The sequence below is a fragment of the Opitutales bacterium genome (assembly GCA_013215165.1).
GTDB lineage: Bacteria > Verrucomicrobiota > Verrucomicrobiia > Opitutales > JABSRG01 > JABSRG01.
Genome location: JABSRG010000065.1, coordinates 1 through 19,808, shown reverse-complemented (window position 1 = coordinate 19,808; position 19,808 = coordinate 1). Strand labels below are relative to the sequence as shown.

At 50.8% G+C, this 19,808-nt stretch carries 21 protein-coding genes; 14 read left to right on the top strand and 7 right to left on the bottom strand.

The genetic code is table 11. The features are described 5' to 3' along the window. Positions 1-342: 342 nt before the first annotated feature. Together HRU10_12935 and HRU10_12930 are read left to right on the top strand one after the other, a co-directional pair. A complete protein-coding gene (locus tag HRU10_12935) occupies positions 343-1,050 on the top strand; it encodes a transposase (GenBank protein NRA28135.1) in 708 nt (235 codons plus the stop codon). A 138-nt stretch (positions 1,051-1,188) separates the two neighbouring features. Next, the gene (locus tag HRU10_12930; protein ID NRA28134.1) at positions 1,189-3,483 is read left to right on the top strand and encodes a hypothetical protein; all 2,295 of its coding nucleotides are present in this window, start codon (positions 1,189-1,191) and stop codon (positions 3,481-3,483) included. 554 nt (positions 3,484-4,037) lie between these two features. On the opposite strand, the gene HRU10_12925 is transcribed toward HRU10_12930, so the two are convergent. Both HRU10_12925 and HRU10_12920 read right to left on the bottom strand, forming a co-directional pair. Beyond that, complete coding sequence (locus HRU10_12925) at positions 4,038-4,334, bottom strand: hypothetical protein (GenBank protein ID NRA28133.1); 297 nt, start codon at positions 4,332-4,334, stop codon at positions 4,038-4,040. A 124-nt stretch (positions 4,335-4,458) separates the two neighbouring features. Beyond that, positions 4,459-5,481 carry a threonine aldolase gene (locus HRU10_12920; protein NRA28132.1) on the bottom strand — a complete coding sequence of 341 codons (1,023 nt, stop codon included), beginning with the start codon at positions 5,479-5,481 and terminating at the stop codon, positions 4,459-4,461. Positions 5,482-5,600: 119 nt separating this feature from the next. On the opposite strand from HRU10_12920, the gene HRU10_12915 reads away from it, so the two are divergent. The 9 genes from HRU10_12915 to HRU10_12875 all read left to right on the top strand — a co-directional run bounded on the left by HRU10_12915 (position 5,601) and on the right by HRU10_12875 (position 11,364). Next, entirely contained in the window at positions 5,601-6,125 is a 525-nt protein-coding gene (locus tag HRU10_12915; protein NRA28131.1) for a sigma-70 family RNA polymerase sigma factor, read from the top strand. After that, entirely contained in the window at positions 6,122-6,739 is a 618-nt protein-coding gene (locus HRU10_12910) for a hypothetical protein (GenBank protein ID NRA28130.1), read from the top strand. The genes HRU10_12915 and HRU10_12910 overlap by 4 nt, the downstream gene beginning before the upstream one ends. A 12-nt stretch (positions 6,740-6,751) precedes the next feature. Further along, positions 6,752-7,654: a PDZ domain-containing protein gene (locus HRU10_12905; protein ID NRA28129.1), complete on the top strand. Its 903-nt coding sequence runs from the start codon at positions 6,752-6,754 to the stop codon at positions 7,652-7,654. A 97-nt stretch (positions 7,655-7,751) separates the two neighbouring features. Next, positions 7,752-7,904: a hypothetical protein gene (locus tag HRU10_12900; protein NRA28128.1), complete on the top strand. Its 153-nt coding sequence runs from the start codon at positions 7,752-7,754 to the stop codon at positions 7,902-7,904. Positions 7,905-7,935: 31 nt separating this feature from the next. Then, a complete protein-coding gene (locus HRU10_12895) occupies positions 7,936-9,489 on the top strand; it encodes a peptide ABC transporter substrate-binding protein (GenBank protein ID NRA28127.1) in 1,554 nt (517 codons plus the stop codon). Between the two features lie 76 nt (positions 9,490-9,565). Beyond that, entirely contained in the window at positions 9,566-9,910 is a 345-nt protein-coding gene (locus tag HRU10_12890) for a hypothetical protein (GenBank protein NRA28126.1), read from the top strand. Between the two features lie 115 nt (positions 9,911-10,025). Further along, positions 10,026-10,787: a tyrosine-type recombinase/integrase gene (locus HRU10_12885; GenBank protein NRA28125.1), complete on the top strand. Its 762-nt coding sequence runs from the start codon at positions 10,026-10,028 to the stop codon at positions 10,785-10,787. Between the two features lie 32 nt (positions 10,788-10,819). Continuing rightward, entirely contained in the window at positions 10,820-11,080 is a 261-nt protein-coding gene (locus HRU10_12880; protein NRA28124.1) for a type II toxin-antitoxin system RelB/DinJ family antitoxin, read from the top strand. Between the two features lie 14 nt (positions 11,081-11,094). Beyond that, complete coding sequence (locus tag HRU10_12875) at positions 11,095-11,364, top strand: type II toxin-antitoxin system YafQ family toxin (GenBank protein ID NRA28123.1); 270 nt, start codon at positions 11,095-11,097, stop codon at positions 11,362-11,364. 147 nt (positions 11,365-11,511) lie between these two features. Here the strand turns inward: HRU10_12875 and HRU10_12870 are convergent, their stop codons facing one another. Next, positions 11,512-11,955 (bottom strand): TerB family tellurite resistance protein, encoded by a 444-nt coding sequence (locus HRU10_12870; GenBank protein ID NRA28122.1) that lies wholly within the window; start codon positions 11,953-11,955, stop codon positions 11,512-11,514. A gap of 47 nt (positions 11,956-12,002) precedes the next feature. Further along, the gene (locus HRU10_12865; protein NRA28121.1) at positions 12,003-13,175 is read right to left on the bottom strand and encodes a phosphopentomutase; all 1,173 of its coding nucleotides are present in this window, start codon (positions 13,173-13,175) and stop codon (positions 12,003-12,005) included. Between the two features lie 156 nt (positions 13,176-13,331). Here HRU10_12865 and HRU10_12860 point away from each other — a divergent pair, with 156 nt between their 5' ends. After that, positions 13,332-14,708: a DUF839 domain-containing protein gene (locus HRU10_12860; GenBank protein NRA28120.1), complete on the top strand. Its 1,377-nt coding sequence runs from the start codon at positions 13,332-13,334 to the stop codon at positions 14,706-14,708. A 177-nt stretch (positions 14,709-14,885) separates the two neighbouring features. Here HRU10_12860 and HRU10_12855 read toward each other — a convergent pair whose 3' ends face one another. Continuing rightward, positions 14,886-15,308 carry a DUF983 domain-containing protein gene (locus HRU10_12855; protein ID NRA28119.1) on the bottom strand — a complete coding sequence of 141 codons (423 nt, stop codon included), beginning with the start codon at positions 15,306-15,308 and terminating at the stop codon, positions 14,886-14,888. A 187-nt stretch (positions 15,309-15,495) separates the two neighbouring features. On the opposite strand from HRU10_12855, the gene HRU10_12850 reads away from it, so the two are divergent. Beyond that, complete coding sequence (locus tag HRU10_12850; GenBank protein ID NRA28118.1) at positions 15,496-16,422, top strand: rhodanese-related sulfurtransferase; 927 nt, start codon at positions 15,496-15,498, stop codon at positions 16,420-16,422. 339 nt (positions 16,423-16,761) lie between these two features. Further along, the gene (locus HRU10_12845) at positions 16,762-17,661 is read left to right on the top strand and encodes a hypothetical protein (protein NRA28117.1); all 900 of its coding nucleotides are present in this window, start codon (positions 16,762-16,764) and stop codon (positions 17,659-17,661) included. 38 nt (positions 17,662-17,699) lie between these two features. Here the strand turns inward: HRU10_12845 and HRU10_12840 are convergent, their stop codons facing one another. Continuing rightward, positions 17,700-19,490: a HAMP domain-containing protein gene (locus HRU10_12840; GenBank protein ID NRA28116.1), complete on the bottom strand. Its 1,791-nt coding sequence runs from the start codon at positions 19,488-19,490 to the stop codon at positions 17,700-17,702. A gap of 27 nt (positions 19,491-19,517) precedes the next feature. Next, a complete protein-coding gene (locus tag HRU10_12835; protein NRA28115.1) occupies positions 19,518-19,742 on the bottom strand; it encodes a winged helix-turn-helix domain-containing protein in 225 nt (74 codons plus the stop codon). Positions 19,743-19,808: the final 66 nt, after the last annotated feature.

Here is a 19,808-nt window from a genome sequence, read left to right as displayed (position 1 = left end):
ATCTCGTTTTTCCATGCCTGAAAGGATGAATGATGCATGGGTGAAAGTCATGTATTATATTAGCGAGTTAATAATTTAGATCGATTTTAACGCAGCCTTCAATAGATCCAGATCATCGCAGACATTGGAGAAAAGTTTTTCGATAGGTGGGTTACCCGGATTTTGCATAAAAAAGTATCGCGATTTGCGGTTAAACCACTGAAGGTCAGTGGATAACAAAAAAAACAACCACAACTCACGATAACAGAAGGTAAACAGCTAGAACTTCCTGGCACAAGAGTCAAAGGACGCAAATTTTCACTCGATTCCCAGGGTGCAGATGCCACCTCAGATGTATGATTGATGCTCCTGCGCGCTGCTGAAGAAAGCATCGGAATCCTTTCCCATGTCGAAGGCGGGATCGTGGATAAACTACAATCCAGTAAGCTGATCCACAATGCTTCTAGTATGATGTGTCAACGAGTCATGGCTATCGCTGCGGGCTATGAAGACCTCAACGATGCAGACACCCTCAGGCATGATCCCTGGTACCAGTCCTCAGCCAACACAGATGCCCAGATGGCCACTATTGCTTCCTTCCTCTGTATGTTTTCTGCGGTAAGCACCTACTCTGCGCCTACCTTCGGCAAGCCAATCAAGATGCCACAATGCATTCAACAGCCATCCTCAAACTGCTTGTTCAACGTTTACGTCAAGAACGGCCGAACGTGTGCATGCATTATCTTCCGTGCTGACAGCGGCTTTTGCCGCGAGCGCACTTTAAGCTGGTATGATCGTAACGACGTCGACTATGTCGTTAGATTGGCTAAAAATCTCGCCCTCTGCCGAGAGGCCGCATTATATATGGAGTGGGCCGAGGCTAAAGCACTTCATAACAAAACCAAGGAGCGTGTATACGGAGGTGTTATTTATGGAGCCGCGACCTGGAGCTGTAAGCGACATGTCATCGTTAAAGCAGAACATGGCCCCCAAGGTTCCAACCCACGCTGCATCAGACTCAAAGATCGTATCATCAAACTTATCTTAGCTGCTTTCGACAACGCGTCTTGAACGGCCAGACACCTTGTGAAAAAGTCGAGTAATATCGAACATCCCATCCCCATTTATTCCTTAGCTACCTTTCTCATGAATTACAGTCCAACAATGCGAGTCCTGACAAATAACCCCGATTCATTACCTTATAAAAACATGAAGTCATCGTTTCAAGAATTTGGCGAATTTGATGAAGATGCCGGATGCTTTCGCCTGTTCGCGGAGCCTCCTGCCAAATGGTGGAATTTGCACTGCACAACGATAAACCACAACGGCACTGAAATGTATGCAGATACGGCTTACTGTAACGACGGAGTCATTCGGGTAAGAGACGCAGATGGCACCACGGTAAACTTAGTTGGCTATGACCAGAAGTATAGCTATGTCCGCGACGATGAAACCCGCACCACCTTCAGTCCATCAGGTCTCCCAGTCGCCCAAGCAGTCGAAGGCCGAAAAATAGAATTCTTTAGAGAGAAAACGGTCATGGAATCGTCCTGCGAGGGATTACGCGTTCAGCAGCGTGTATTCGTACCTCAGCAAAAACCGATTGAGTGCACTACAATTACCGTTACGAACGAAACAGAACGTAATCGGAAATTATCTATTTTTCATTATGTAATGTTCCAACTTTCAGGCGTTGATCGCGAAGGTGTTTCCATAGGAAAGGATAATTTCGCAGAAGTAGATGCAGACATCCGCGGCGTTATTGCTACCAATCGTCATAAAGACTGTCCAACTGATCGCTTCAAAGGTTTCTTAATCACACTCGATCATTTTTATAATGGAAACGCATACCGCGATCACTTCACGCGCAATGATTACTCAACCAGTGCTCCGAAAATTTTATGGGGATGGGATTGTGATGGACGTCCCGGAGCGGGACCCGACTGCGCGGGCATTATCCAAACCAAACTAACACTGCAACCCGGTGAAACCAAACGCGTTGATTTCATAATTGGCCAATGCTCCGGCAAAGAAGAAATCCTTGAACTGCGCGAATCGCTCTCACCAGCGGTGCTGGACGCCTGGTGTGCCGAAGCCGCACGTATTGAAGCAGACAGAGCAGAGGCTTTCAAAATCGATGTAGGTCATGAACTGTATAATGGACTCTTCAACATTTTCCTTAAAAAGCAGCTTTATAATTATCTCATAAACAAAAGTGGTTTCCGCGACAACCTGCAGACTGATATTGCACTGGCAATGGCTGACCCACAGGCAGCCGAACAAAACTTCACTCGGGCTCTCGCAAGCCAGTACAAAGACGGTTCAGTGCCTCATGGATTTCGCCCGCTGAACCGCCTCAAATATTCAGATAAACCTGCATGGATTTTACAAGTGCTACCAGCACTCGTAAAGGAAACTGGGAATTTTGGACTATTAGAAGTCAACGTTCCCTATTTCGAGTCTCAGAACACTCAAGGCAGTATATTAGACCATGCGATGCGTGCATTGCGCTTTCTGTCCACCGACGTCGGGAAACACGGATTATGCAAACAGCATCACGCGGATTGGAACGACGGATTGGAGGCGACCGAGGAGGCTGGAGAACGAGAAAGTGTATTCGTATCCATGCAGCTTTGCCTAGGAGCTAGGGAACTCAGTGAACTCTGTGCCCGTGTCGGCGAGTCAGAACTAGCCACTGAATGCAATCAAGTTTTTGCTGAGTTTAAGCGTCGAATCAACGCTATCGCATGGGATGGCGAATGGTATATCCGAACTTTATGCGAAGATGGCTACCGTATCGGATCCAAGGAGTCTGAATATGGACAGTTCTATTTAAACCCGCAAAGCTGGGCAGTCCTGTCAGGGGTTGCCGAACCACAGCGCGCGCGTTCTATTATGGAACGTGTAGATCAACACTTGGAAAGCGATATAGGATATCGAATTTGTTTCCCGCCCTACGCTCAATTTGACCCGCGCGTAGGTCGCATGAGTCAAACGAAGCCCGGCGAGAACGAAAACGGCGGCTGTTACAATCATGCTGCTGGGTTCAAAGGATTGGCCGACTGTCTGTTGGGGCGCTCTGAACAAGCCTGGCGCACATTTGTTAAGGTGACTCCTGACAATCCGGAAAATCCAATTTCGTCTTCCGGAGCAGAGCCTTTCTGCTATGTTAATAGTTTCAGCAGTGTATCCCAAATTTACGGACAAAAAGGCAACCCGTGGCGTACTGGAACGAGTGGCTGGATGGCCCAGTTGATGGTAGAACATATTTTAGGTGCCAAACGCGGATATGACGGATTGGTAATCGATCCGTGCTTACCTGCCTGCCTACCGGAGGCAAAAGTCAGTAGGAGCTTTCGAGGAGCACATTATGATATAACGCTACATAATCGTCCAGAGGGGGGAAAAAGCCCGAAAGCGATTACCCTCAACGGTGACCAAATTGAGGGCACATCACTCCCGCTTCTCACATCGGGAAGACACCAAGTAGAGGTCGTGATGTAAGTCCATGCGACGACAATACCCACTCATTTAAAAGATCATGCCTAACCCGGATTTTAAAGCTGACCTTCAGGCAAAAGTCCGCACCGATAAATATATTCAGCTAGAACCTGTCCCAGGTTGGGTGTTTAGCGGGTCGTTGTTCTAGAGTTGGACCTCTCCGATGTTTTCATTCATGAGATTTCAGGCTGTTTTATAGGCGCATCCGCCACTCTGATCAAAATTGGAGGCTTTGAGGTCGCTTTCCTCTCGATGTAGTACAAGCCGAGGCATACTCGAAGGGGATTTCCGAGCGCGGTTCTCAAAGCCTTTGGCGCGGCAGACACGCCCGCTGCTTTTGTTTTCGAGTAACACTATTTGTGCTTCGGTCCCGCCTCGGCGCTTTTGTAAGCTGCTGAAGCTTTTATCGCTCATGCGCTCTTTGGATTATGCTGCATTGCGCGGACAGATGTGGCTGGCTATCCCGTCGTCGCAAAGTTCGTCAAGCGGTTTGCGAGAGTCAAAGCCGCGGTCTGCGACTACGCAGTCTATGGGAGTTTTAACGTCCAGTGCCTGTTTCATGAGTTGGGGCAGGAGCTCCAGCTGGCTGTCAATGCGAGAGGATACGCTCTGTCTAGCGCTGGCTCAGCTCTGTAGTTATTCCAAGATGTTTCCAGTAAGTCTGGGTGTTTGCTGGCGAGCTTTGCAGAGAACTCGCGGAAGCTGGGCATGCCGAGCAGATGGCCCAACAACTCCATGCGCAAAGCCACTGGAGCGAACTGGATATTACGATCGCGGCAGTGTGAAGGGAAATTTTCTTCGAGCCGGTCCAGCGTGATATTGATCGCAAAGGCCTCAACGCATGAGGCGCGCATATTTGCTTCGATTGTGTCGAGGTCATGAGCCGCGCGCTCATAGTCACAATTGGCGTGGATACGACGACATCGATAGCCGGGTTAGGATTGACTGGTCTGACTTTAGCAGATTGCTGGCTATGGCCTATCCCATCACGCGATCCACATCATCGAGAAACCGATCGATTATTGCGGCTTCGGTGGCCCAATGACACATGAGTCGCTGGGTATCGGCGACGAAGTCGTAAAACTGCCATCCCTGCTCGCGCAGGGCTTTCGCTGAGTCTTCGGGAAAGCGGACGAATACGCCGTTAGCCTGAACAGGAAAGACCGGTGGGATACCGAGAGCTTGGAGGCCTTCTGCAAGTTGTTTCGCTCGGTCGTTTGCATGTTTCGCCCAGTCGATCCAGCACCCAGTCTTTAGGGCTGGAGCTATGGGTGCCGTTCCCATTCTCATTTTTGACCCCAATTGGCAGGCCTGCTTTTGGCGGTAAGCGAAGCCATCTGCCACGTCTGCATCAAAGAGGATCAAGCATTCCACGAGCCCCACGCCAATCTTGACCAACCCGAGACTCAAAGCGTCGACGCCACCGGCTTCGACAATCTCTGAAGGAGCACAATTCAAATGAGCCACTGCATGTGCGAACCGTGCGCCATCCATATGCAGGCGTAAACCAAGGTCCTCTTTTACCTGGCGTAGCTGGCCCAATTCGTCGAGCGCATAGACTGTGCCCACCTCTGTTGACTGCGTTATGGACAATGTGCGCACGCGAGGAAAATGCACGTCGTCGCGTGCCTCAGTAGCTGCTCTTAGTTTCTCAAGATCTATTTTGCCATCCGCTCCATCAACTGGGATCAGTTTGGAGCCACTTGTGAAAAACTCCGGAGCATTACACTCATCGAGCGACACGTGAGCAAAGCCGTGACAAGCGATTGCTTCGAAGGGACGCGTCAGGCTAGCCAAAGCCAGGCTATTTGCCGCACCTCCATTAAACACGAAAAATGGATGCGCGCGTTTCCCAAAAAGTGCTTTGACCGCAGCAACCGCTTCTTCGGTGTATGCGTCCTCTCCATAAGAAGCAACGGCACCGGTGTTTGCGGCGATGATATGCGTCATCGACTCAGGGTGAACACCCATTACATTGTCTGAGGCGAAGGTGTAATCCATGTCTGCGTGTCTAGAAAATATTTTAGTTAGTGTCGCTCTAGAGCATTTTTTAAACAAAAGTGCCGTCTCCATCGCTCTTCAGCTGTAAAGACATGATCGCACCCGTGAAATCGACCGCTATGGCTCCCCTTCCTGCCCCACCCCAGTGGAAGCAAGTCCTCGAAGAACACGGGGGCCGGTTTCAAATATTTTCCCGTCAGCAGACTCGAAATGAAAGCGATGCTCAGGATGTTCTCCAGGAAGCGCTGGTCAAAGCATGGAGAGCTAGTGGCTCTAGCGATGCTCTCGAAATTGGCCTGGTTTTCACCTACATTCGTCGCCTAGCAGTGGACTACGGCAGGAAGCATAGTCGACGTGGCAAGCGCGAGCTGAACATCCTAGATAGCCCTGACTTTCCAGGCTTCGAGCCATCGGCTTGGTTTGAGCGAACGCTGGAGCAGGACGAACAAACCAAAACAGTCGAAGAAGCCGTACGCGCCTTGCCCTCCAAACAACAAGAAGTTGTTATGTTGAAGATCTGGGGCGAGCAGACTTTCGATTCCATAGCTGGTGTTTTAAATATTTCTCCCAACACAGCGGCATCGCGCTACCGCTATGGTCTCGAACGGTTGAGACGCCTTCTTAAATCTGATTCTACGTCATGAAGCCACCCAAATCATCTGACGAACTAAATAGAGAAAAGCGGCTGCTTGAAAAACAGATTGCTGCTTTGGAACAAGACCTCGGCGATTTTGAGTCTGAGCTCAAGGAGTTTAGACCGCGTTCCCTGGCTGATCATCAACTAGAAACCCTGAGCCATGCGATCAACGACGCTCCGGCGCGCACCTCGAAGGAATTTCTTAGCCCATTGTGGATGCGCCTTATTGGCTTAGGCAGTATCGCGGCCGCAGTTGTCTTCGGTATGTTCTTCATATCCTGGAGTCCTCTCCAAATAGTCGAACAGATAAATCAGCCCATTCACGAAACTACTACTCAGTTGGCGATGAATGCGCTCTCATCGAATTCTGCTCTTCGTTCAGAACCCGAGAAAATCCCAAAAAGTAAGCCAGATGGCCTTTCAACAAGTCTTGATAGTAGGAGTGAATTTATCGACATCGTCGATGACGGCATCGTGACTCTTGCTGACAATCGCAGCATGCGTCAATTGAGGACCGTTCACTTAGATACGGTGGTTTGGAGTAATCCGGAAACCCAATCAACAACGGAAGTTACGTTTCCGCGTGAGGAGACGATACTCATTCCTATTTCAGCACTTTAGACCCTCCCCGCCATGTCTTTTTTTCGCCTCACAGTTTTGTTATGCACAGCGAGTATTCCATATTTTAGCTTTGCTCAAGAGGGACCCACGGCCTCGGTTCCATGGATTGGCGTTTATGTGAAGTCCGTACCAGAATCCGTTAGAGCTCAAGTAAGTCTTCCTGGAAATGCGGGATTGATTGTAGAACGTGTGTCGCCCGGCAGCCCCGCTGATATAGCCAAGATCACGGTCTATGATATTATCTACGGCTTCAATGAGCAGATCCTCTTCAACGACGATCAACTCTACGCCCTGCTCGCCAATTCATCGATTGGCGAGCGGCCCACTCTAAAAGTCTTAAGGCGTGGTCAACCTTTAGAGGTTACCGTGACCCTTTCCGAACGTCCAGCGAATCAACCCCGTCGCGAATGGTTCAATGTGGATTTCGACATTGATTTCGAAAGCCTGCGTGAAGAATTGGAGAATAATAAAGAGTTACAGCAGCTAGTCCAAAGTGCCGGTGAGGAAACCCAAAGATTGATTGAGGAATTACGTAGAGAAATGCCCTCCGAAAATGAGATGCGGGAGATTGTAAACTCTATCCAAGAGTCCATCCAAGAAAACAGCGGCGTATGGGCTGAACGCTACCAGCGCATCCTGCGTAATGCGCGAACCGAGGAAGAAGAGGCAAGAGACTCAGTCGAGGTTATCCGCCGGTCACGCGTCGATAGTGATCAACGGGAGATCCGCTATAACGACCGCGATGGTCAACTAGAGATCACAATCTCGGGTGAAAATTTAGATCTTCGGGTTAAATCACGTGATGGGAATACAGTCTTCGACGGTCCCCTCACCCTTAAAACTTTTGAGAGGCTCCCAGAGGAGCACCAGGAACGCGTGCAACGCCTGTTAAAGATACACAACCTCGACCTCTAATAAGAACGCCGGGAATCATTAGAGAGGCCTGTGGCAATCGCTCTCGCGATCACCCGACTAAACACCAATATGCCCCGCACTTCTGGTCACACCCACCGTGAGCACACCTCCCAAGAAAGATGTCGGTAGCCCGATTACGCTTCTGATCGAAGAGCCTGAGCCTTCCGCAGCAAAGTTCCTTACCTCAATTTCCCGTTCGCACCGACACCTCACACAGGCTGGCAAGCTTCTATCGCATAATCCGGATTGAATAGATGGATGCCCTCCCCATTCATTGCCCTATGCGATGGATTTTGCTTTCTTTTTTAGCGCTAGGGCTGATGGGCTGTGGCGGAAGCGACGAATACACTGACTCTAACCAGCACCTCAGATTGGGCAACGGAGCCGAGCCAGCCACGCTCGATTTTCACCGCGCTTCTGGATTGACTGAGTTGCGCATCCTGATGGCGCTTTTCGAGGGCCTTGTCGTCGAACATCCCAGTGAAGACGGTGGCATTGCACCCGGCATCGCCAAGAGTTGGGATTTATCTGACGACCTACTCACATACACCTTTTTCTTGCGGCCCGATGCCCAGTGGTCCGATGGGCAGCCTATTTTAGCGCAGCAATTTGTGGACAGTGCCCGCCGCGTGCTCGACCCAGACCTGGGAGCTACGCTTGCCACGCATTATGATTTTGTCTCTGGAGCAGCAGACTATCGCGCGCGGACGATCACAGACTTTGATCAAGTGGGGATTCAAGCGCTGGACAAGCATACCCTAACCATGCAACTCGCAAGCCCGACCCCGTTTTTCCTGCAACTACTCAAGCAGCCCGTATTCTATCCTTACCGCGATGAAATGCTAAATGCTGAAGGCATGCCTACGCTATTCACCGGACCATTCATTCTCCAAGAATGGACGCCTAACGAACGTCTAATCGTTGCTCGGAACAAAAACTATGTCGGCCCCAACGCACCTCAACTCGATAAGATCACCTTTTTTCCCATTTCAGACTCAGGAACCGAGGAGCGCGCCTTTCGCAGTGGACAAATTGACTACACAGCAGCCGTTCCACCGGCTTCGATCCAACGGCTCCGCGGAACGGGAGAGCCGAGTTACATCGAGTCCCCACATTTGGCTACGGCCTACATGCTATTTAACACGACTGAAGGTCCGACTGCGGACCCGGAATTGAGGCGTATACTCAGCCTCGCAATCGACCGGGAACTCATTGTGAATGCCGTCGTTGGGCTCGGTCAGCCAGCGACCCATTTCACCCCATCGGCTATTGCAAACCACTCACCGGACGAATCGGCAAAACTACGCTTTGATCCTGAAACAGCCAAGGCAGCTTTAGACATTTGGCTACAAAGGAACGCCAAGCCCTCCCTCACCTATAGTGTTTCCATGAACGAAAATGCCAACAAGGTCGCTGAAGCCATACAAGGCATGTGGCGAGAACACCTTGGTCTTGAAGTTACCATTGAACAAACTGAATGGCGCGTATTTCTAAACAAATTAAACAGTGCCGATTACGACATTGGCTTTCTCGCCTGGTATGGTGACTACGTCGACCCTTACACATTCCTTAATGTATTCCGATCGACGTCCCCAACAAACCGAGCGCGCTGGACTTCAGAAATGTATGATGCAGCACTCGACAAATCATTGCAAACGACCGGCGATGAACGCAAATACAACCTACAAGCTGCTGAGACTCTGCTCATGGAAGCCCTGCCCATCGCTCCAGTCTACTGGGTGAGTCAACCGCACCGGATTGCAACCAAACTAAAAAATTTCCCTCCGAAACTTCTCGATTGGCGCAGCTATCACTCTGTGTATCTAGACCCATAATCTTTCACCTCCTAAGTGTGGACTTGGCTGTTGATTCAAACGCCTTTATTAGCAGCAATACATAGGTAAATTTGGAATGTTCAGTTGGCCAACTGAATTGGTAAACCGTGGTCCTGAGACATTAAATATACCCGTGGAAGTTGGTAGTTGGGAAGAATTAGACGACCTTTGGGAACTTGCTGATTATAATCATAGTGAAAATAAGGCTTATCTGTCTGCTCCAGGTCTAAAGAGCTTGCTGCACAGTCTACGCGATCGATTTACCGGAACAATTGGTGTTTTGGGCAATGTGGTTGTGAGTGAAGCTCTCAGGCGCAGTGCAGTAGATGGAAGTGGATTCATAGCTGATTACTATGTAGCTTCTCAAGCTGCGACCATCGCCGACATGTATGCGTCTGGGCTGGATGCATCGACGGCCTAATTCGTCGGGTTTCTCTTAGGTGCGGTAAAAACGCCCAATATCTATGAGCGTTACGAAGAAAGCGACGGCACGATACATTTTTACTACGACATGATTATTCAGTCTGTTTCAGAAAATGTGGTTAATTATCACAATGTTGACGACGCAGCTTTATCATTCCGAGCAAGAACGCATCCTGGTCGAAATCACCAGGCACATGCCCGTGCTGCCTACACCGTGCCCATTACCTCGAGATATTTTGAATAAAGACGAGGTCACACGCCTGCTACAGCAAGCCGACCTCTCAACGCTCGAAGGCTTCCGCGATCGCACCGCCTTAGAAATCCTCTACAGCTCTGGCTTACTTGGCGAGGAGCTGTGCAAACTCACTGTCTACGATCTGGACATGAAAGAACGGACCATCCGTCTCGTCCAAGGCAAAGGCCGTAAAGATCGCTTAGTGCCTTTGGGCAACGTGGCTGGGCGATACCTCGAAGCCTATCTCACAGATGTTTATCCCAAACTACAGAAGAAAGAGAAGGCATCCAGGATGACTCTCTTTTTGATCCATCCAGCAAGCCTGCGCGAGCGCTTCAAAAATCTCTGTCTAGCGGCAGGCTTACCTGACACGCTCAGCACGCACTGTCTGCATCATGCCTGTGCGACCGAGCTGCTGAGGGGGGAAGCCTCTATCCGGCATGTCCAGGAGCTCCTCGGGCATGGCTGTATCACCACGACCCAAATTTGCACCCACATCGTCATCGATGATCTGCACAAGGCCCACAAGAAAACAGGCCCCAACGAGCAGAGGACCGCTCAGAGCTTCATTCCTTTTAACCGCCAAACAGCAGCATGGCGGCAGGAAAAGCCGCGGAAGAAACCAAGGAAACAGAATTGATAATGTGGACCCATAGTGACACGTTTCGTTTTATGGAAATCAAAGACGCCGTAGTAAAAGCGCGGATTGAGCCGAGTTTGAAGAACCAAACCGAAGCGATCCTGCAAGATCTGGGCATCAGCACCACTGAAGCCATCCGCATGTTTTTTAACCAAGTGCGCTTGCGCAAAGGCCTTCCTTTTGAAGTGCGCATCCCCGGTGCTGAAACGCAAACTGCTATCGATGAACTCGAGGCTGGGAAAGGACAGCGTTTTAAAAGCGTGGACGCACTGTTTGTCGATCTCGACGATTAGAACCGACTTCAGAAATGCTCGAACCGATCCGCGCCTCGCAGTTTAAGAGAGACCTATGCAAGGCACAGCGCCAAGGCAAAGATCTCGAACTGCTCAAAGCCATTATCCAAACTTTGACTGAAGAAAAGCCGCTGGAAGATCGCGACCGCGATCACGAACTCACCGGCACGTGGCGCGGTTACCGTGAATGCCATGTGAACTCGGACTGGCTCCTGATTTATAAAGTCGACGGCAACGAATTAAAGCTCGCCCGCGTCGGCAGCCATAGTGAGCTGTTCCGGTAAGAATCCCCCTGTTAGCCCCACGCATGAACGCCCTAGAATTTAGCACCTTACAGCAGATGAGCCATACTGGCTGATGGTGCAACTTTTTGAGGGCATAAAGGAGTGTTACCTCCTAAAGGTGGAGGTCGGAGAATCAGTTATAATAGATCAAGCGCCCTTCTTCTCCTCTATCTCCTCTGACAGCGTAGGATTGAGGCGCCGTATGTGGTCGATAAAGGAGGCCTCCTCAATAGAAAACTGACCATCTGAATTCGCAATATTCAGGGTGAGTTTGATGGCTCGCTTCAGGCTCTGTTCGCCAGAAAAAGAACGCCGCATATCCTCCATAAAGACATCCATCGACCGATCCGATACCAGAGCCTGACGCACGCGAGTCACCGCAGCGAAATAGATCTGCTCGTGGTCAATTTCCGAGGACCAATCAAAGCTCTCCATGACAGACATTATTTGCTCCTTTTCGCTGATGCGAAGTGTTTGATCCGAGAATGCGATCAGCACCAAGAGACTGACAGTCGCCTCACGCTCCGTGTCGGTGTAACCGTCTTTTCCAATCCGGCTGCCGCCCAAAAGGGCTCTGAATTTCCCGAGCATTTACAAAATTTTACCTATTCTTGCTGAGATTTCAACTGACCTGTTCCTCATAAGTCGTCAAGTGAAACGGCAGACTGAACTCTATGGCACCGTGCGGCGAGATTTCCCGCATAAGCCAGGCTCGTCTGTATGCCCAAGGAACCGTCAAAACTCCCGCCGAATGCAAGTAGTGGAACGTATTCTCTTGTATGATCCGTGCCTTTAAAAGTCGGATCACAACCATGATCTGCTGTTATAATGATAGAATCGTCTGGGCGGCATAGGGCTTCAAACTTCCCCAGGGCATCATCGATTCGAGCGACCGCATCGTGATATCCCTCAGGATCTCGGCGGTGGCCGAACTTCTCATCCGTATCGACGAGGTTCACGAAAATGAACGCGTCGCTGAGATCTGGGTCATTGATGAGCGCTTCCACACGTTCCAGGCACGCTGGATTCCCTTTATCAGGATACATCTGATCAAAGCCTGAATCGTTGAAGACATTACCCACTTTCCCCACAGAAATCGTAGTAACGCCCTCACTGCGCAGTTTATCCATCAGTGTTACACCCGGCACTTCAATAGAAAAATCCTTGCGCCGAGGCGTCCGCTGATACGCCCCTGAATCTCCAGCGAACGGCCGAGCAATCACACGACCCACGCGCAGTGGATCCACCAATCTCCGCACAAATCGACAGAGCTCATACAGGCGATCTACCGGCCAAATATCTTCGTACGCCGCGATTTGAACCAAAGGGTCAGCTGAAGTATAAAAAATGGGATCTCCACTCGCTCGATGTTCATCGCCCAACCGCGCGATAATCTCTGTCCCGGAGGCAGCGACATCCCCCAAAATCCCGCAGGCGTATTCAGTTCGAACTGCTTCCAGTAAGAATTCTGGAAATGCGCGACCCGACTGGGGAAACACATGCAAGGGCTTATCGAGCACCACACCCGCAATCTCCCAATGACCTGTGGTCGTATCTTTGCCTGGCGACGCCTCTGCCATCACTCCAAAAGCAGCTCGAGGTGTCTCTGTTGCCGACACCCCGGGCCAGGTCTGTTCCAACAGACTTACAGCATTGCCCAAACCCCAACGGGTTAGATTAGGCCAATGGGCGCCGCCTACTGCCTCACAAATATGCAAACCCGTGTTTGAGCCGACATCACCATAATCGGCGGCATCCGGCAGAGCCCCACAGCCAAAACTGTCGATCACAATAAGAAAGCTTCGCGGCATCGACCTTAACGCAGCACAGATTATGCATCCGTCACTTCTTTAATTATAAGTTCCTACAATAAACTCAAAATTTACCAAATATGGTGATTGGGTTATTTTTTTAAACACTGGGTAGGCCGGCTTGAAACCCTTCTGGGATCACGCACGTTCTACAATATGTCTTCCCGACGCTCTTTTCTAAAACAATCAGGATATCTCTCTCTAGGCTTTCTCGGCCTAAATCGGCTAGTTCACGGTAATCTTCGATCAACATCCGGCGGCTACGGGCCCTTGGTGAAGGATCCCAATGGTATTTTTGACCTTCCAAAAGGTTTCTCTTACAAAGTCATTTCCCGGGTTGGAAATGAGATGAGCGACGGCCTCCTGGTACCTGGTGACCCCGACGGCATGGCCGCATTCAGTGCCAGAGACGGGCGCGTCATTTTAGTGCGAAACCACGAGCTGAAAGCAAACCAGCTCGACGTCAGTCCCTTCGGGAAAGAAAACGAGTTATTAGATCAAATTGATCCGTCTGCGTTTTACGATATCGCCGATGGCAAACAGCCCCAGATCGGAGGGACGACAACCATTGTGTATAATCCCATGACAGGTAAGGTGGAGCGCGAATTCCTCAGCCTAACAGGCACGGAAAATAATTGTGCGGGCGGGCCGACACCCTGGGGGTCTTGGATCACCTGCGAAGAGGCGACCACGCGGGCGGACACGCACTTCAAATTTGACCATGGCTATAATTTTGAGGTCCCCGCAACAACAGACATCAAGTTGGCAGACCCAATCCCACTGAAAGACATGGGGCGCTTCAGGCACGAAGCTATCGCGGTAGAACCCAAATCAGGTGTGATCTATCAAACTGAAGACACCTGGGACGGACTCATTTATCGTTTCATTTGCAATATTCCAGGCAAGCCAGCTGCAGGGGGCCGGCTTCAAGCCCTAGTGATCACCGGCCATGAAGGCTGGGACACTCGAAATTGGGCAGAAACCGGCGCCCAGGCATTCCCACACAATAAATTCTTCAATGTCGAGTGGGTCGACATGGACGACGTGACGTCGCCCAAAAATGACCTACGTTACCGGGGCAATAAAATGGGCGCAGCCGTTTTTGCGCGCGGTGAGGGTATCTGGTATGGCAACGGCGAGGTGTATTGGGCTTGCACGAATGGAGGAAAAATCAAGATGGGCCAAATCTTCCGCTACATCCCGTCTCCTTTCGAAGGTACTGCACGCGAAGAAGAGCAGCCGGCTCGCTTGGAGCTTTTTCTCGAATCTGAAGACAAAGAGATCTTGAAAAATGCAGACAACCTCACGGTGACCAGCTGGGGCGACCTTTATATCGCAGAAGACTCTGAAGCACCCTGCAAGCTCGTGGGGGTAACTCCAGAAGGTGAGTGCTTTGATTTCGCAGCAAACAATTACAATAAGTCCGAACTCGCAGGCGTCTGCTTTTCGCCTGATGAACAGATCATGTTTGTCAACATACAGCTCACAGGGCTTACTCTCGCTATTTCTGGACCTTGGGATTCTCGTGCATAGGCTGCCTGAGGTAGCTGAATTGACTCATTCTAAGCTCTAAGAGGCGCAATTTCGCCTGCATCAGGCATTTGTCACGCATGCGATTTAACCTAGAACATGCGAGACACCTGTCAGCCCAATCAACAATCAATCTCAGCAAGGCGTTATCACGACTACAGCATCAGCAATCGTTGAAATTTATCGAGAAGCCTGGTGATCCTGATCGAGCGCAAGCTCCTCATAACCAAACACTGCGTAGTAGCTGCCAACGACCATACCCAGCAGCCAGGGATACGCGATAATCGGCAATGCCAAGGACAGGGCACCTCCGACAGCGACAGCTACCCAAGTTGACACCACCCCCATCACTGCTAGGGCGATCATCGGCGCAAGAATCAGGAAAATTGAAAGCACATAGCCGATTGATGTGGTCCCCAGGGTAAACCCCTCCTCCTTGTCGAAGCTGAGACCACAATGAGGGCAAGCCATATTGAGCCTGAACCAACTGCGTAATAACCCGCGCTCCCCACAACGCGGACAGCAACACATCAAACCACGCAAGAAGACGGTGCCGCGCGAGGGTAAAGGATTACTGTCTGGTGAATAAGTAGAGTCTGGCATGACCGGTTATGTGTTTTAGAACAATCCGTGCGAATTTAGTCACGGACAATGTCATACTTTGTTCGGCCAATGAATCCTGTCGAGGCGTGCCTGTCCACTCACCTGAAACCACCGAATCGCCACCGTCAAAAAAGAATCGGCAATGCGTTCGTTCACAGTTTAAATCTTCTGAGTCCATTCGATAGCCATGCCCGAAATCGTCATCCGCGCCCTCTATAGATTTGTCGTCCTTGAAGACTTCGAGGCGATCCAGCCATCGATGTTGGAACGGGCAAAATCTCTCGGAATCAAAGGCACTCTCCTGCTCGCTCGCGAGGGCATTAACGGTACGATAGCCGGAGAACGCCCGGCCATGGATGCCTTTATTGCTTACCTGCGCCAAGACGGGCGTTTAGAGACTGTGACTTACAAGGAGTCCATCGCAGAGGAGCAGCCCTTCTATCGCATGAAGGTACGGCTCAAGAGAGAGATTGTCACTATGGGCATCGACGGGATCGATCCTAACAAAATCGTGGGCACCTATGTGCAACCACAGGAGTGGAACGAACTGATCTCTTCTGAAGACACCATTGTCGTCGATACGCGCAACGAATATGAGGTTTCCATCGGCACCTTCAAAAACGCGATAAACCCGCACACCGAGTCCTTCCGCGAGTTCCCTCAATGGGTTGAAGACAACAGGGATCTGATGAAGGGAAAAAAAGTCGCCATGTTTTGCACAGGCGGTATCCGCTGCGAAAAAGCGACCGCTTTTGTAAAAGAACAGGGCTTCGACGAGGTCTACCACCTCGAAGGCGGCATCCTGAAATATTTGGAGGACACCCCCGAAGAGAAGAGTCTTTGGGAGGGCGAGTGCTTCGTGTTTGATAACCGTGTGACGGTCAACCATCAGCTCGAACCAGGCTCTTATGACATGTGCCACGCCTGCCGCATGCCCCTATCTGAAGAGGACATGCGCTCCGATCGCTACATACCTGGCATATCCTGTCCTCACTGCCACGACAAACTCACCCCCGAGCAACGCGCCGCAGCCACCATGCGACAAAAGCAGGTCGAGCTCTCGAAAGCCCGCGGTGAAAGTCACATTGGTTCGGCAAGCCAAATAAACGGATAGACTCGCTGAGGTCGAGCGGCAGCGGTTACAGGAGTCGAAACTGAAGACGCTTGGTGACCGAGGTATCACGCAGGCAAGTGGTTAACTGTGTTAAGGCTCGGTGACGTTTCTGCAATATACTCGCTTCAGCATTGCAAAAGCGCTTTCATTGAAAGTGCTCTAGGGATCTCAAACCAAACAGCTTATAAACCGACAAAACGATTCCCCATCTTTTTGATCCCAGTAAATATAAGCTGCGTAGGGTGATCGCGCGAGTGACTGCCACGGCGCAGATCGCCGAGGCGCCCTTGAGTTTGGCCTCATGCCAGATACAACCCACTAGAGGCGAAGACTAATATTATGACACCGAACATACTCCAGAACGATCGAGCCCTGGAGTGGACACCTCACGCGTTACAACTCCTCACTGAACAGATTGAGGAGATACATAAAAAATGCGGGCGGCCCGTCGTGATCGCGGTATGCGGCGGCACCGCAAGCGGCAAATCCACACAAGTTGCCCAAAACCTCAGGGATGCTATCGGAGAACGGGCTAGCTTACTTCACCAAGATAATTTTCAAAATTTACCAGACCGGATCCGTCACCTCAGGCCACGCTACCGTGGGGACGATCCAGAAAACTACGGTTTGAGCAAAATCCCCAATCTACTCAAAACGCTCAAGGCAAACCAGCCTGTCGATATCCCCAACTACATTTTCCGCACCCGCTCCCATCAGGGCGTCCGCATCGTGCAGCCCAAGCCCATAGTTCTTTTCGAAGGTCTATATGCAGCCCATCACAAAATCGCCAAATATTGTGACTTCGTGATCTACGTCGAAATGCGTGCCTTGGGCCGCGTGTTGCGGCGTGGCTATCGCGGATTGTTCGAACGCTATGGACGGGTCAACTTTGCTAACGTGTTTGGCAACTTCTGCACATCGGTCATGGCGGCTCATATGGAATTTGTAATTCAACAACGCACACGTGCAGACGTCATCGTGCGCGTCCTATACACATTCTCAGAGACCCTTGAACGCTTCCCGATCCAGCCCCTCATTCCAGCCGGAGATCTGCCCCGCCCCGGACCCGTGATAAAAGAATACACCATCGATCCGGAAACTTGCTTACAACTGGTCGGGACCAACGCCTCAAGATGGATGGAAGTTCGGTTTCAACACAAAGCACAGCTTTTCTTTTGCTTCACCGCCGGACCGGAGCTCAGCGAGCGTATTCTGGCGACAGACTGGAATGCATTTTAACTCAGATTATGCGAAAGGCTGAATTCGTGCAGCATGCTCTAGACCGCAGCTTCCGCTTTCAGGTTACAGGGCAGGCTTATTCTGAAGCTCGTGCCCGCACGATTACTACTTACGAGATCTATGCTCCCACCATGTGCCTGAACTAGGTGCTTCACGATAGCCAAGCCCATTCCGCTTCCACCACGATCTCGGGAGCGTGAAGCTTCCACTCGGAAGAAACGCTCAAAAATACGGGGTTGTGCGTCGGGTGGGATACCTGGCCCATTATCTGAGATCCTGAATTCCACAGCATCGCCCAACCGCTCGACTTCCAGACGAACCCAACCTGCGCGCGGACCATGTCGAAGCGCATTGTCCAGTAGCGAATTGAGGATAATCTCAAGAGCCGTGGCATCCACCACGGCAGTGAGTTCCTCGTTCGACTTATAATCAAATATAAGGCTAATATTTCGCTTTTCCGCCAGGAGTATGAAGGTGTTTTCAACTGCCTCGCAGACCTGGCGCAGGTCACATAGCGCGAGATCGAGTATCTGGCTCCCACTCTCCAGTTTCGAAAGCGCCAACAATTCATTCACCAGGCGCAACATGCGGTCATTTTGGTGCCGAATTCGGTGCAGAAAATGAGAGCGCTGGACGACGGGCATTTGCTCATAAGCCTCAATTGTCTCAAGCAGAGCGCCAATAGCACAGATCGGCGTTTTCAGCTCATGCGACACATTGGAAGCGAAGGCACGGCGGAGCTCTTCAAAACGCCGCGATTCGGTATGATCGCGAATAACGCACAGTAAGCCATCGGTATCGTGACGTGCCGCATCCAGAGGTTCGATAAAGAGTTCGGCATAACGCCTGTCTGCAGATTCGTCGGTCCAACTGAGTTCAACCGTCGAGGACTGCAGGTCGTCCATACGCTTCAGGATTTCACTCCGCAGCCCTTCTAACTTAGCGTGCTTACCGAGGGTGAAAGGCCATTCTTGATCGTAGACCTGAAGAAATTCACCGGCAGCAGTATTGAAAAAGATGATCATCCCGGCGCGATCCACCATTAACACCGCATCTTGAAGGGATTGAAGGATCAATTCCATGCGATTGCGTTGCAAGGTCGAGAGTCGCACGCGGTCACCAAGTTCCTGAGTCATGCTGTTGATCGTAGTCGCCACACGCCCCATCTCATCTGAATCACGCAGCTGCACTTTATAGTCTAGATCACCCCGCAAAATCCGCTGACACCCGTCGTCAATCAGCGCCAAGGGACGCGTAAGACGTTTCGTGATCATCCACCCAAAAACGAGGCACACCAGTGCCCCACCCGCTCCCGCAAGCGAGACTCTTAGCAAAATATTAGAGACTTGCCGGTCCAACTCGGCAGCGCGGTAGCCTATTCGGATGTAAGCCATGGTATGCTCGCCCGAAAGAACCGGTGCTGTGAAATAAAACATCTCCTGACTGCGGACATGATCGGTCGCCAGACTTTCTCCATCAATTTGTTTAAACTCTTGGCGTAGCCCGGGTATCTCCAGAAACTCGTCCTCCCTTTCGACAAAGGCTTCACTCGTATCCACAAAGACACTGCCATCAGTGCGAATGATCAAAAGTTCAAACCCACTCTCCTCCGTAATCTGGTCCAGGTGCTCAGCCAACTGCAGATCGGAGAGCATCTCAGGATTTGCCGATATCAGCGCTCCAATAAATTGCAGCATCGTCTCAGGCTCCTCCCGAATCTGGGCCTCCGCCTCCGTTTTAAGATTCCAAATCGCAGCTACGCTGACGGTCGTCACGATAACCAAGATACCCGTAGCATAGCAGAGAAAGAGTTTCCAAAAAAAACTCACAGCACACAGATCAAGATTGCTAGGCCACTAGATTACAGCATCAGGAGGCAGGTCGAGACGATAGCCATACCCACGCAGCGTCGAAATAATCTCTGGCCACTCCAACTTCTTTCGAATCGACCGGATGTGCACGTCGATATTCCTATCGATGACGTAAGCCTGCTCCCCCAAAACCCGATCCAGCAGATCGTTTCGGGTAAACGCATCGCCGGGATTTTCGGCCAAAAAATACAACAATTTAAACACAGCCATCCCATAGGGATGCGCTAAAAAATTAAAAAGTGGTTGGCTCTGGCGGACTTCCGATCAAGGAAGTCA

What these genes read in the sequence shown, in the direction of transcription:
- HRU10_12935 (NRA28135.1), top strand. Translation starts at nt 343, where the DNA reads ATGCTCCTGCGCGCTGCTGAAGAAAGCATCGGAATCCTTTCCCATGTC.
- HRU10_12930 (NRA28134.1), top strand. Translation starts at nt 1,189, where the DNA reads ATGAAGTCATCGTTTCAAGAATTTGGCGAATTTGATGAAGATGCCGGA.
- HRU10_12925 (NRA28133.1), bottom strand. Translation starts at nt 4,334, where the DNA reads ATGCGCGCCTCATGCGTTGAGGCCTTTGCGATCAATATCACGCTGGAC.
- HRU10_12920 (NRA28132.1), bottom strand. Translation starts at nt 5,481, where the DNA reads ATGGATTACACCTTCGCCTCAGACAATGTAATGGGTGTTCACCCTGAG.
- HRU10_12915 (NRA28131.1), top strand. Translation starts at nt 5,601, where the DNA reads ATGGCTCCCCTTCCTGCCCCACCCCAGTGGAAGCAAGTCCTCGAAGAA.
- HRU10_12910 (NRA28130.1), top strand. Translation starts at nt 6,122, where the DNA reads ATGAAGCCACCCAAATCATCTGACGAACTAAATAGAGAAAAGCGGCTG.
- HRU10_12905 (NRA28129.1), top strand. Translation starts at nt 6,752, where the DNA reads ATGTCTTTTTTTCGCCTCACAGTTTTGTTATGCACAGCGAGTATTCCA.
- HRU10_12895 (NRA28127.1), top strand. Translation starts at nt 7,936, where the DNA reads ATGCGATGGATTTTGCTTTCTTTTTTAGCGCTAGGGCTGATGGGCTGT.
- HRU10_12890 (NRA28126.1), top strand. Translation starts at nt 9,566, where the DNA reads ATGTTCAGTTGGCCAACTGAATTGGTAAACCGTGGTCCTGAGACATTA.
- HRU10_12885 (NRA28125.1), top strand. Translation starts at nt 10,026, where the DNA reads ATGTGGTTAATTATCACAATGTTGACGACGCAGCTTTATCATTCCGAG.
- HRU10_12880 (NRA28124.1), top strand. Translation starts at nt 10,820, where the DNA reads ATGGAAATCAAAGACGCCGTAGTAAAAGCGCGGATTGAGCCGAGTTTG.
- HRU10_12875 (NRA28123.1), top strand. Translation starts at nt 11,095, where the DNA reads ATGCTCGAACCGATCCGCGCCTCGCAGTTTAAGAGAGACCTATGCAAG.
- HRU10_12870 (NRA28122.1), bottom strand. Translation starts at nt 11,955, where the DNA reads ATGCTCGGGAAATTCAGAGCCCTTTTGGGCGGCAGCCGGATTGGAAAA.
- HRU10_12865 (NRA28121.1), bottom strand. Translation starts at nt 13,175, where the DNA reads ATGCCGCGAAGCTTTCTTATTGTGATCGACAGTTTTGGCTGTGGGGCT.
- HRU10_12860 (NRA28120.1), top strand. Translation starts at nt 13,332, where the DNA reads ATGTCTTCCCGACGCTCTTTTCTAAAACAATCAGGATATCTCTCTCTA.
- HRU10_12855 (NRA28119.1), bottom strand. Translation starts at nt 15,308, where the DNA reads ATGCCAGACTCTACTTATTCACCAGACAGTAATCCTTTACCCTCGCGC.
- HRU10_12850 (NRA28118.1), top strand. Translation starts at nt 15,496, where the DNA reads ATGCCCGAAATCGTCATCCGCGCCCTCTATAGATTTGTCGTCCTTGAA.
- HRU10_12845 (NRA28117.1), top strand. Translation starts at nt 16,762, where the DNA reads ATGACACCGAACATACTCCAGAACGATCGAGCCCTGGAGTGGACACCT.
- HRU10_12835 (NRA28115.1), bottom strand. Translation starts at nt 19,742, where the DNA reads ATGGCTGTGTTTAAATTGTTGTATTTTTTGGCCGAAAATCCCGGCGAT.